Source organism: Streptomyces sp. NPDC001393 (assembly GCF_053597455.1).
On the sequence record NZ_JBSFIH010000030.1, the window covers coordinates 47621 to 59714 of the forward strand.

Here is a 12094-nt window from a genome sequence, read left to right on the forward strand (position 1 = left end):
GCTTCCCTCTGGCAGGGCCCCGCCGCCCTGCCGCGCGACGCCCCCACGGACGCAGAGTGGCGGGGCGACCCATGTGTTCCGAGACTGCGAGGTGGACCGTGAACGGCACCGCTGACCCCGGCGGGCGGCGTCGGCTGGGGAGATTCGGAGCCTCGTTGCTCCTGCTGGTCCCGTTGCTCGCGCTGACGGCGGCCTCGGGACCGGGCAGCGCCCAGGCCCAGCCCAAGGCCGTCGACTCCTCCGCCACCCGGATCGCCTACGCCGGCACCGGGCACCGCAGCCTCGGCAAGGTGATCGACACCAAGGACAGCGAGCCGCTGTTCGGGGCGGGCCCGGCGCACTACGACGTCGAGCCGTCGGCCCTGGGCGACACGATGGTGTTCGCCGGCCGCCGCGACGAGAAGAACCCGCAGATCTATCTACGCGCCCCCGACGGCTCGGTGCGCAAGCTGACCAGCGGCCGGGACGCGGCACACCCCCGGCTGACCCCGGACGGCAAGTCCGTGGTGTTCGACTCGGCGGAGCCCGGCGGCCCGAACGGCAGGAAGCAGCGCGACCTGTGGCTGGTGCGCACCGACGGCACCGGGCTGACCCGGCTGACCGACACACCGGCGAACGAGGAGAGCCCGACGGTGTCGCCGGACGGGCAGCGCCTGGCGTACGCCTGTGACAGCGACGCGGTCCTCGGGGAGCAGATCTACGTGCGCCCGCTGGCCGGCGGCACCCCGGTCCGGGTGACCGGCACGCTGGGCAACAAGGCGACGGAACCGGTGTGGAACCCGGTGAACGACCCGGCGCACCGGGACCTCATCGCGTACACCTCCACCCCCACCGCCTCCGACAACTCGACGGGCCCCCGGCTGCGGGTGACCGGCGGCACGGCCGGCGACCAGCCGCTGCTCACCGGCGCACCGACCGGCTGGCGGACCCATGGGGCAGCGTGGACGCCCGATGGGGAGGGCGTGCTGTTCCTCAGCCCGGACCGCACCTGTGGCTGCGAGGGCGACTGGGACCACGTGTACCAGGTACAGAACCGCGCGTCGGGCCCGAACCTGGTGCTCATGGAGGACCGCGCCGTCGGCACGCCAACCTGGGTCGGCCCGCAGAACGGCGGCTATGTCGTGGTGGACCGCACCTCGGCGAAGGGCAGCAACACGGCGAACGGCGTGCACGGTCCGCATGTGGTGACCCTCCAGGACGTCCGGGCGGACGGCGCCGACCCGCGTGACCTCGGGCTGACCATCCTGAACGAGGACCCGGCGGCCGACAGCAACACCGATCCGGCCAAGGACCCCCTGTTCAACCCGGCGGCCGGGTACGACCCGTGGACCGAGCGGCAGAACTACACGCCCGACGGCCGGCGCATCGTGGTGACACGGTTCGAGGGGGACACGGACCACCGGATCGAGCGGATCTGGACGGTGGACGCCGACGGCTCCAACGCCGCGCCCATGCCGCTCGCCGGGCGCGGACCGAAGGACTGGGACACCGACCCCACGTTCTCGCCGGACGGCAGGTTCATCGCGTTCACCCGGACGTCGCCGGGTGGGGTCGGCTCCGCCTCCGGTCCCGGGCACATCCTGATCGCCGACGCGTCCACCGGTGCGATCGTGCACGAGATCGTGCCGCCGGCCGGCCGGCAGACGGGCGGCGACGCCCAGCCCACCTGGTCCTCCGACGGCACCACGCTCGCCTTCACCCGCGACATGACCATCGACGGGAACGGCGGCAACAAGCACATCTGGACCGTGCCGGTGGACCATCTGGACCAGCAGCGCGATCTGAGCGCGACGATCTGCCCCGGCACCTGCGCGGTCATCGACGACAGTCCCGCGTTCTCGCCGGACGGCCGGCAGATCGCCTTCAACCGCAAGAACGGCGGCGGCCAGGTCGACGAGCACAACGGCATGGTGCTCACCTCCGTGTCCGGCGACACCTGTCAGGTGCTGCTGCCCGAGTCGGCCCGCGGCGACGCCGACGTCTGCCGCCGGGAGCTGCCCGACAGCTCGGTCACCGGACCGCACCAGCCGCGTGACGCGGCCTGGACCGCGGACGGCACCGGAATCGTCTTCAGCGCACGCACCGACACGCCGGTCAACTGCCCGGAGAAGCTGCATCGGTTGAATGTGGCCACCGGCCATCTGAGCGCGCTCACCCTGGAACTGCCGGGGCGGCAGAAGGAGCCGAGCATCCAGCAGTCCGTGGACCTGGCCGTGCACGCCCCGGGCACCGTGCCCGCGGTCACCGTCGGTCACTCCGCGGACGTCCGCGTCGACGTCGTCAACAACGGCCCGGCCGCCTCGCCCGGCACCCGGCTGACCATCGCGCCGCCGGCCGGGGTGAGCGTGAGCAGGATCCGCCGGCCGGGCGGCACCTGTGACGCCGCCTTGCTGCAGTGCGACATCGGTGTGGTGCCGCCCGGCACGACCGTGCCGGTGACCGTGACGCTGACCGGGCTCACCGTCGGCGACCAGCCGGTGGACTGGTCGGTCACCGGGAGCGTGATCGACCCGCGGCCCGACGACAACACCGCCCGGACCGTGGTACCGGTGCACAAGGCCAACCCTCCCACCCCGCCTCCGACGCCGCCGACACCTCCGACGCCCCCCACCCCACCGACGCCGCCCGCCCCGAAGGCCGGCCCCGGCGTCCGGGTCACGGCCCAGCCCGACCCGGGCTATGTCGGCGGCCGGGTCGTGGTGACGTACACCGTGCGCAACGGCCGTAACGCCCTGGCGACCGGGCTGCGGCTGCGGATAGGCCTGCCCTCCGGGATCCCGAACGGCGGGCCGCCGGCGGGCTGCGACACCCGGTGGGTGTGTGCGCTGCCGGACCTGACAGCGGGCGACTCCACCGTCGTACGGGTGGTGCTCTCCCCCGACCACGCGCTGACCGGTCGGGCCACCGGCACCCTCACCACCACCGGCACGGACGCCGACCCTCGGGACAACAAGGCGCACACCACGCTGCGGATCCTGCAGCCGAAGATCGTCGCCGTCCCGCCGATCGGCAAGCCCGGCTTCGTCACCTCGGTGCGCGGCAAGGACTTCCCGCCGGGCGTCCCGGTGCGCTTCAGCTGGAAGCCGGGGATCACCGCCGCCGCGGCACCGACCGTGCCCCAGCCGGACGGCACCTTCATCGGCCAGCTGCTCATCCTCACCAAGGACCAGACGGGTCCGCGGACGATCACCGCGAGCGGACCCGGATTCTCCCCGGTGAAGACCGACTTCCTGGTGGTGAACGGCAGTGTGCAGCCGCCGGACGAGGTGACCCGCCGGTGATCCACGAGGTCGACGAGGCACTGCGCGGTCTGCTCGCGGAGTCGGGGCTGGAGGCGTCCGGAGTCGAGATCGTCCTCGACGCGCCGACCCGGGACTGGGCCGCGCGCCGCAACGCCCCCACCGTCTGCGCGTTCCTGTACGACATCCGGGAAGACGCGAGTCGGCGTGGCAGCGGCGCCGGGGAGGTGTACGACGCGGACGGACGTGTGGTGGCACGCCGCACCCCGCCCCGCTGGTTCGAGCTGACGTACCTGGTCACGGCGTGGGCGAGCCGCCCGCAGGACGAGCATCGGCTGCTGGCCCAGGTGCTGGCCACGCTGGTGGCCGTCGACGCGCTGCCGGAGCGGCTGCTCACGGGCTCGCTGGCCGAACTGGGCCTGACCGTCTCGCTGGACACCGCCGGAGCGGGGCCCGAAGGCCCGTCCGCCTCTGATGTGTGGTCGGCACTCGGCGGCGAGCTGAAGGCATCGCTCGGTGTGCGGGTGCGAGCGCCGCTCGCCGGGGCGAGCAGGACGGCCGCGCCCCCGGTGACCGAGGGCCTCGTGGTGCGGGCCACGGATCACCGGCAGGACGGGGCACACCAGCAGGACACGGATCAGCGGCAGGACGGGGATCCGGTGCCGGGGCGACGGCTGCGCTACGAGGGCGTGAGCGACCCGGGTCCGGACGGTTTCGCCGGTCCGCGCGAGCGGCACCCGGCGCCCGCCCGCCGCCGCAGAGGGGGCCGCCAGCCGTGACGTACCCCGCCGATGTCGTCACCGCGGCCGGCACGGATCCCCTGTGGGAGCGGCTGCGGCTGGTCGAGGAGCGGGTCCGCCACGCGGTGGCCGCCCGTCGTGCCGTCGATCCCGACCCCGACGACCCCTACCGCGGCCAGTACCTCTCCCCCGAGGCCGTGGAGCGGATCCTGAACGATCCGGGCGGGCTCGACGTGCCCGGACACGAGCCGCTGTCCCCGCCGCCCGATTCCGTGCTCGGCACGCTCGCCGCACGGTTCGGGCTGTCGCCGCTCGACACCGACCTGCTGCTGATCGCGCTGGCACCGGACCTGGACAACCGCTTCGAGCGGCTCTACGGCTATCTCAACGACGATCTGACCCGCCGTAGGCCCACGGTCGCCCTGGCACTGGAACTGTGCGGGCTCGCCTCGGCGTCGGCCGCCCGCTTCCACTTCTCACCGGGAGCGCCGCTGGTCGCGGGCGGACTGCTGGAGGTCACCGAGCCGGAGCGGCCACCGCTGTCGCGGGTGCTCGCGGTACCGGACCGGGTGACCGGCCATCTGCTGGGCGGTACGGACCCGGATGCCCGGCTCGCCGGAGTGCTCGGCGAGCCCGCGGACGACCCGACGGCCGACGTGGACGAGGTGCGCCGGGCGGCGCGTGCCGCCCGCACCGGAACGGGGTCGGTGCATCTGCTCGACCGGGGTGGTGACGCGCCAGGACTCGCCGGCGCGGCCCTGCGCGCGGTGGGGCTGGGCGTGCTGGTCCTCGACGCGGCGGCACTCGCCCGACGCTCCGGCGAGGTGCCCGCGCTCGCCCGGGTCGCGGCGCTGGAGGCCCGCCTCACCGGCGCCGGAATCGTGCTGGGCCCGCTGGAGGCACTGCCCGCGGCACCGGCCGAACGAACCCGCGCCATCAGCGAGTTGTGCACGGCGCTGCGCGGCGTCCCGCTGTTCACCCACGGCAGGGAGGGCTGGGACCCGGCATGGGGGCCGGACACCCCGGTCGTCCTGCCCGTGGCTCCGCCCTCCCCCGAGCGGCAGGCCGCGCGCTGGCGGCACGCTCTGGCCCTGGCCGACGCCGAGGGTGACGTAGCGGGCGACACCGACGCCCTCGCCCAGGCCGTCGCCGCGCACCGTCTGGACGGCGGACAGCTGCGGCGCGCGGCGGACGCGGCGCTGCGCTCCGCCGCGCTGGCCGGCCGCCCGGTCCGCCCCGACGACCTCAGATCCGCCGTACGCGCGCAGAACGGCGCGGGACTGGCCCGGCTGGCCCGCCGGGTGGAGCCGGCGGTCGGCTGGGACGACCTGGTGCTGCCCGAGGCGACCCACCGCCGGCTGCGTGAACTCGCCGTCCGCGCCCGCCATCGCGAGCAGGTGCTCGGACAGTGGCGGATGCGGCCCGGCGGCGGCCGGGGACGCGGCGTGATCGCGCTGTTCGCGGGCGAGTCGGGCACCGGCAAGACGATGTCGGCCGAGGTGGTCGCCGCGGACCTCGGCATGGATCTGTACGTGGTCGATCTGTCCACGGTCGTCGACAAGTACGTCGGCGAGACCGAGAAGAACCTGGAGCGGATCTTCACCGAGGCGTCCGCGGTCAACGCGGTCCTGCTCTTCGACGAGGCCGACGCGATCTTCGGCAAGCGCTCGGAGGTCAAGGACGCGCACGACCGGCACGCCAACATCGAGTCGGCGTACCTGCTGCAGCGCATGGAGTCCTTCGACGGGATCGCGGTGCTGACCACCAATCTCCGGGCCAACCTGGACGAGGCGTTCACCCGTCGGCTCGACGTGGTGGCGGAGTTCCCGGTGCCCGACGCGGCCCAGCGGCTGGCCCTGTGGGACAGGTGTCTGGGCACCCGGCTGCCCCGCGCGGACGACCTGGACCTCGGCTTCTGCGCGGACCGGTTCGAACTGGCCGGCGGCTCCATCAGGGCCTGCGCGGTCACCGCCGCCTATCTGGCCGCGGAGTGCGGGGGCCCGCTGACCATGCGGCAGTTGGTGACGGCGGTGGTGCAGGAGTACCGCAAGCTCGGCCGGCTGGTCCTGGAGAGCGAGTTCGGGCCGTATCTGGCGGACGTCCTCGGCGCCTGAGGGGCCTCGCCGGCCGGCCCCGTGCCGAAACGCGGGCGGTCGGGGACGCCGTTCCCTTCCCCAGCGGTCCGCACGGGCGTCCGGAAAGGCAGTGCGGTTGCCCCCGGCAAGGTACCCGCGCCCCTGCCGCCGAGCCTGATCCGCCCCGGAGACTCGGCATCGACGCAGGTGGTCCGATGGAACGTGAAGGAGCGAGCATGCCGACGTACCTCACCCCGGGCGTGTACGTGGAGGAGGTGCAGTCCGGTGCCCGCCCGATCGAGGGGGTCGGCACCGCCGTCGCCGCGTTCGTCGGGTTCGCCCAGAGCGGGCCCTTCCACGAGCCGACCCTGGTCACCAACTGGGACCAGTACACCCAGCTGTTCGGCGGGTTCACCGAGGGCACCTACCTCGCGCACGCCGTGTACGGCTACTTCTCCAACGGCGGCGGCACGGCCTACGTGGTGCGCATCGGCGGCTCCGCCGACGGCGCCGCCCCGTCCGGCGGCGGCCAGGGGCCCCGGGACGCCCCCGCGGCCCAGCCGCTGACGCTCGGCGGATTCCGGATCACGGCCAGGCCCGGCACCTCCGGAGTGTCGGTGGAGATCGCCGACGCCGACGGCGAGAACCCGCCCGAGGACCGCTTCAAGCTGCTGGTCCGCCAAGGCGAGCAGGTGGTCGAGACGTACGACGTCTCCACCCGCAAGAACGTCAAGGGCTATGTGGTCACCCAGCTGCGCGCGTCGAAGCTGGTCGAGGTCACCGAGCAGCGTGACGCCACGCAGACGCGCCCGGCCAGCCAGACGGTGGCCGTGCCCGACGCCCCGGCCTCGCCCGCGGCGCCCGTCGCCGGCGTGGTGTCCCGGATCGACCCGGCCGAGTACGTCGGTGACTCCTCCGCCCGGACCGGCTTCGCCGGCCTGGAGAGCATCGACGAGATCACCATGGTCGCGGTCCCGGATCTGATGGGCGCCTACCAGCGCGGTGACATCGACGCCGAGGGCGTGCGCACCGTGCAGCTCGCGGTCATCTCGCACTGCGAGCAGATGGGCGACCGGGTCGCCGTCCTGGACTCGCCCCCCGGGCTCACCGCGCAGCAGGTGCGGCACTGGCGCAACGAGGAGGCGGGCTACGACTCCCGGTACGCCACCCTCTACTACCCGTGGGTGCGGGTCTTCGACCCGGCGGCCGGCCGTAACACCACCGTCCCGCCCAGCGGTCACATCGCGGGGGTGTGGGCGCGCAGCGACGCCGAGCGCGGGGTGCACAAGGCGCCCGCCAACGAGGTGATCCGGGGCGCGGTGGACCTGGAGGTCCGGCTCAGCAAGGGCGAGCAGGACCTGCTGAACCCGATCGGCGTGAACTGCGTGCGTGCCTTCCCCGGCCGTGGCATCCGGATCTGGGGCGCCCGCACCCTGTCCTCCGACCCGGCCTGGCGCTATCTGAACGTGCGCCGCCTGTTCAACTACCTCGAAGAATCCATCCTGTTGGGCACCCAGTGGGTGGTCTTCGAGCCGAACGACGACCGGCTGTGGTCGAGCATCCGGCGCAACGTCACCGCGTTCCTCACCGAGGAATGGCGCCGGGGCGCGCTCTTCGGCCGCACCGCCGAAGAGGCGTTCTACGTCAAGTGCGACCGCGACAACAACCCGCAGACCTCCATCGACCAGGGACGCGTCGTCTGTGAGATCGGCGTCTGTCCGGTCAAGCCCGCCGAGTTCGTGGTGTTCCGGCTGGCCCAGTTCTCCGACAGCACCAGCCTCATCGACGAGTGACCCGCGGGTCTGCGAAGGAAAGGTGACAGACAGTCATGGCAGAAGGCGATGCTCTCTCCACTCACGTCTTCGGCGTGCAGCTCGGCGGGTACATGGTCGAGTCGATCCAGGAGATCAGCGGCTTCTCCGTCGAGGAGGAGGTCGTCGAGGTCAAGCAGGTCACGTCGACGGGCAAGCAGATCATCCGCAAGCAGCCCGGGGCACGACAGGCCGGCGAGATCACGATCACCCGGGGACTCGACAAGAGCAGCGAGTTCACCAAGTGGATCAAGGAGACGCTGAACAACGGTGCCGTCGACACCGCCCGGCAGAACCTGACCATCGAGATCAAGGACACCAAGGGCGAGACGGTCCGCCGTATCCAGCTGATGAACGGCTGGGCCTCCAAGTGGGAGGGGCCCTCCCTCAAGGCCGGCGAGTCCTCCGCGGCCACCGAGACCGTCACGATCGTGTTCGAGGAGATCGTCGTCGAATGAGGCGCCGTACCGTCACGGCCGGCAACCTGGAGGAGTTCCTGGAGGCGACGGCCCCCGCTCAGGCGGCCGATCAGTTCCAGGCTCCGCCGCAGGCTCCGGCCGCCCGACCCGCGCCCTCTCAGGACCACGGGCTGCGCACCGAGTTCGAGTTCGAGCTGCCGCGCGGGTACGTGGACGAGGCGGGCACGCTCCACCGGCACGGCGCCATGCGTCTGGCCACCGCCCGGGACGAGCTGCGGCCGCAGATCGATCTGCGAGTCAAGGAGAACCCGGCGTATCTGAGCGTGGTGCTGCTGAGCCAGGTGATCACCCGACTCGGCACCATCACCGATGTGCACGCGGGGATCGTGGAGCGGATGTACGCCACCGACGTCGCGTTCCTCCAGGACTTCTACCGCCGTGTCAACAGCGAGGGCCACACCCGCGCGGCGGTGGTCTGCCCGCACTGCGAGGGCGGCTTCGAGGTCGACCTCTCGGGTGGGCGCCTGGGGGAATCGTGACGTACGCACTCCCCCGGCTGCGGGAGGAGATCGCGTACATCGCCTACCACTTCCACTGGCAGCGCGAGGAGATCCTCGACCTCACCCACGCCGAGCGGCGGCAGTGGGTGACCGAGATCGCCCGTATCAACACCCGTGTGAACGAAGGTGGTTGAGCTCATGGCATGGCGGGACAGACTGCGCCGCCGGGCCACGGCGCCAGGTGCCGGCGGCACCCCGGCAGGTCCCGGCTCCACGCAGCAGGCCGCGCCGCGTGCCATGAGCACGCCCGCGTCCGGGGCGGCCGGCCCGACCGTGCCCCACGACTGGGACGGCGGGTGGCGCCGTACGCCGCCGCCGACGCTGACGGTGGCCCGCGCCCCGCTCGGTGTGAGCGACGGCCTCGCCTTCCGCTCGGGTCTCGCGTCCTGGCAGGACCCGTCGTTCGACGCGGGTCTCGGCCACGCACTGCTGCCTTCCGCGCCGGTCGGCCTGATGCGCGGCGTCACCGGGCCGGTCGCGCCGCGCGCCACCCACACCGCCGGCGGCCCCCTGCTGCTGCGCGTACCGCGTCAGCAGGCCGAGGAGGCCGCAGAGACCGGTCCGCGCGCCGAGGAACCCGGCGAGGCGCGTCCGGACGCAGCCGGCGCGCAACAGCGGTCCGCTGCGCCCGTGCCGCAGGTGTCCCGCAGGACACGACCCGGAGCCCGGCCCCACGACACCGGCAGGCGGCAGGATTCCGGGTCCCGGCAGCGGGCGGGCAGCGACTCGCCGGGCTCCGCCGGAACGGCGGCCGCGGAACCGAGCGCGACTCCTCGCGGCGTCGGAAGCAGTGACAGCGCCGGGTCGACCGCTTCGGCGGCCTCGGTCGGGGTCGGGCAGTCCGGCCAGGCCGCTCCGCATTCCGTGCAGCGCTCGGCCGAGACATCGCCGAGCCGTGCCCTCGTTGCCACCGACCCCCTGGTGACCGTCGCGGCACCGGACACTCCCGTTCAGCGGTCCGCCGCCGATCCGGGTCGCCCGGCCATCGGCCCCGACCTGCCGGTCGTCCGACGGATCGCCGTGGTGCCCCGCTCCCCGGGAGACAGCCCCGCACCCCGGCCCGCTTCCGGCCCCGGTACGGCTGCGCACACCGGCCGCACCGCGCCGCCCGGTCAGGACACGAACGGCACGCCGGAACACACATCCCCCGCCACGCCGGCGCCCGACGTCTCCGCCACCCCGGCCCGCGCGTCGGGCACCACCGGCACCCGCTCCGTGCGCCCTCGGCCGCTCGGCCCTTCGCTGACCGTCGCCCGGCGGCCGGCCAGGCCGGTGCGCCGCATCGCGGTCCTTCGGCCCGACCCCGAGGCCCCTCGCCCCCCTGCGGGCCCTGACGTGGTGCCGGCAACCATCGCTGGAGCAACGCCGAACCCCGTGCCTCCCGTGCAGCGCACCGCCGGCCCGGCACGCCCCGACAGCCGGGCACCCCTCGGCGCTCCCCTGTCGGAACTTCCCGCCACCGCCAGGCCACTGACCACCGACGGGCCCGAGGCGACCGGTCCGACCACCGGCACACACCCGTCGGCCGCACCGGAGCTCCCGATCGTGCAGCGCCAGGCGAGCGCTCCTGGGACCGGTGCCACGCCGGGCCCGCACGGCGCGGACCCCGCAACGCCCCGGACCCGGCACCAGATCCAGCCGCGGCTCGAGCCCCAGGCCCAGCCCCAGACCCAGACTCGGACGACCGGAACGCCCCGTACTGCAGCGACCGTACCCGAGCCGTCCGTCGCCCGTGCCCGTGCCCGTGGTGGACTCGGGGCGCCGCTGTCCGCGATGCCACCGACCGCGGACGCGACACCCCCGGCCGGCCCCGGTGGCGCCGAGGCCGTCGCGCGCATCCAGCGCACCCCGGTGCGCCCGGACCGCACCGTCACGGACACGCCCGCGACCGCTTCCGGTGCCTGGAAGCCCTCCGCGCCGCTACTGGGCGCAACGAACACCGAGAGCGGCGGCGGCAGCCCCGGCTCACCAGTGGTCCAAGGGGTTTCGCTCCCTGCGTCGAGCGCCTCGGACGTTTCCGCCACGCCTCTGGTCACTCCGGTCGCCCCGCAATCGGCGCCTTCCACCGCGGTCGGATCCGGTTCCACCGGGATCGCCTCCGCGGCCGATGCCGTGCAGCGCAGGGCCCCGCAGACACACCCGTCCCCCTCACCGGGCCAGGCGCTCACGTCCCGCGAGGCGTCGGCGCCGACGCCGGCGGGCACGGCGGAAGGCGCCGTGACCTCGGCCGGCGGTAGAACGCCGGCCCGTGGGGCCACCGCGGCGGGCAACGCGGGCATGAGCGGACCGGCGCCGCTGGTCGTCGCCCGCTCGGTCACCGTTGCCCGGCCGGGCCCCGGCACCGACGGTGTGGACGCACCCGGCGTCATCCGGCGCCGACCGCTCCCGGCTCAGGGGCAGCGGTCCGCACCCCGCAGCCTCGCCCTGCTCGCCGCACGGCCGCTCAGCGTCAACACCCGTGCGCCGGAAGGCGTCGCGCCGCCCACGGGAACCCGCGCAGCCGAGCGGCCCGTCGTCGTCGCGTCCTGGCGCCGCGCCCCGGCCCCTGCCCTGAGCGCAACCGCGCCCTCGTCCGTGCCGGGTCCCGAGGTGCCGCACGTGCAGCGTGCCGCTGCCGGTCCGGTGCCCTCGGGGTCGGCCGACCCGCCCTCCGGTGCTTCCGGTCCATCGCAGACCCGGCAGACCGTGCCCGGAGTGCGGCCGACCCCGCCCGTCCCACGGGTCGTACGCGTCGTACGGCCTGTTCCGCCCGTCCAACGCGCCACCGCCGGCGGTGACATGGCCGTACGGCCGCTCAGCCTGCCATGGTCCGATCCGCAGGCATCACCGCTCCAGGAGCAGCCGTACGCCCCGGCTGCCGTCCCCCCGCTCGTGCCGGTGGTCCGCGCCGCCCGTACCGCACCGACCGCGCCCACGACGGCGCCGCCGCGGGCCTCCGGCCCCACGGGGCCGGCCGTGCAGCGCGAGGCGGCCCGAGCCGGGGGCGGCGCCGTGTCCGCCGGGGTGTCCGTGACGGCCGTGCCCCCGCGAGGACGGCAACGGTCGTCCTCCGCGCCGTCGGTGCCCGGGACGGCCGGTGCCGGGAGGCTGGGGCCGGTGGGGGCGCGGCAGGAGCCCGTGGTCGACCTGGACGAGCTGGCGCGGCGGCTGCTGGACCCGCTGGCCCGGCTGCTCCGCGCCGATCTGCGGCGTGGCCGCGAACGTGCGGGCCGCCCCTACGACGGACGCCGCTGAGGACTGGAACGGATGA

General features: G+C 74.3%; 8 protein-coding genes. All 8 read left to right on the top strand.

The window, feature by feature from the left end; translation table 11 throughout:
* The first annotated feature begins 98 nt into the window (after positions 1 to 98).
* Complete coding sequence (locus tag ACWC2T_RS28050; RefSeq protein WP_450673133.1) at positions 99 to 3281, top strand: TolB family protein; 3183 nt, start codon at positions 99 to 101, stop codon at positions 3279 to 3281.
* Positions 3278 to 4018 carry a DUF4255 domain-containing protein gene (locus ACWC2T_RS28055; protein WP_450673134.1) on the top strand — a complete coding sequence of 247 codons (741 nt, stop codon included), beginning with the start codon at positions 3278 to 3280 and terminating at the stop codon, positions 4016 to 4018. Before ACWC2T_RS28050 ends, ACWC2T_RS28055 begins: the two co-directional genes overlap by 4 nt.
* On the top strand, positions 4015 to 6093 hold the full coding sequence (locus tag ACWC2T_RS28060; RefSeq protein ID WP_450673135.1) for an AAA family ATPase: 2079 nt from the start codon (positions 4015 to 4017) through the stop codon (positions 6091 to 6093). The genes ACWC2T_RS28055 and ACWC2T_RS28060 overlap by 4 nt, the downstream gene beginning before the upstream one ends.
* A 197-nt stretch (positions 6094 to 6290) precedes the next feature.
* Positions 6291 to 7847 carry a phage tail sheath family protein gene (locus ACWC2T_RS28065; RefSeq protein WP_450673136.1) on the top strand — a complete coding sequence of 519 codons (1557 nt, stop codon included), beginning with the start codon at positions 6291 to 6293 and terminating at the stop codon, positions 7845 to 7847.
* A gap of 35 nt (positions 7848 to 7882) precedes the next feature.
* The gene (locus ACWC2T_RS28070; RefSeq protein WP_067132325.1) at positions 7883 to 8323 is read left to right on the top strand and encodes a phage tail protein; all 441 of its coding nucleotides are present in this window, start codon (positions 7883 to 7885) and stop codon (positions 8321 to 8323) included.
* Complete coding sequence (locus tag ACWC2T_RS28075; RefSeq protein ID WP_450673137.1) at positions 8320 to 8823, top strand: hypothetical protein; 504 nt, start codon at positions 8320 to 8322, stop codon at positions 8821 to 8823. The genes ACWC2T_RS28070 and ACWC2T_RS28075 overlap by 4 nt, the downstream gene beginning before the upstream one ends.
* Positions 8820 to 8978: a DUF6760 family protein gene (locus ACWC2T_RS28080; RefSeq protein WP_177235491.1), complete on the top strand. Its 159-nt coding sequence runs from the start codon at positions 8820 to 8822 to the stop codon at positions 8976 to 8978. The genes ACWC2T_RS28075 and ACWC2T_RS28080 overlap by 4 nt, the downstream gene beginning before the upstream one ends.
* A 4-nt stretch (positions 8979 to 8982) precedes the next feature.
* The gene (locus ACWC2T_RS28085; protein ID WP_450673138.1) at positions 8983 to 12078 is read left to right on the top strand and encodes a hypothetical protein; all 3096 of its coding nucleotides are present in this window, start codon (positions 8983 to 8985) and stop codon (positions 12076 to 12078) included.
* Positions 12079 to 12094: the final 16 nt, after the last annotated feature.

Coding starts and splice junctions, on each gene's coding strand:
- ACWC2T_RS28085 (WP_450673138.1), top strand. CDS start 8,983: ATGGCATGGCGGGACAGACTGCGCCGCCGGGCCACGGCGCCAGGTGCC.
- ACWC2T_RS28075 (WP_450673137.1), top strand. CDS start 8,320: ATGAGGCGCCGTACCGTCACGGCCGGCAACCTGGAGGAGTTCCTGGAG.
- ACWC2T_RS28065 (WP_450673136.1), top strand. CDS start 6,291: ATGCCGACGTACCTCACCCCGGGCGTGTACGTGGAGGAGGTGCAGTCC.
- ACWC2T_RS28070 (WP_067132325.1), top strand. CDS start 7,883: ATGGCAGAAGGCGATGCTCTCTCCACTCACGTCTTCGGCGTGCAGCTC.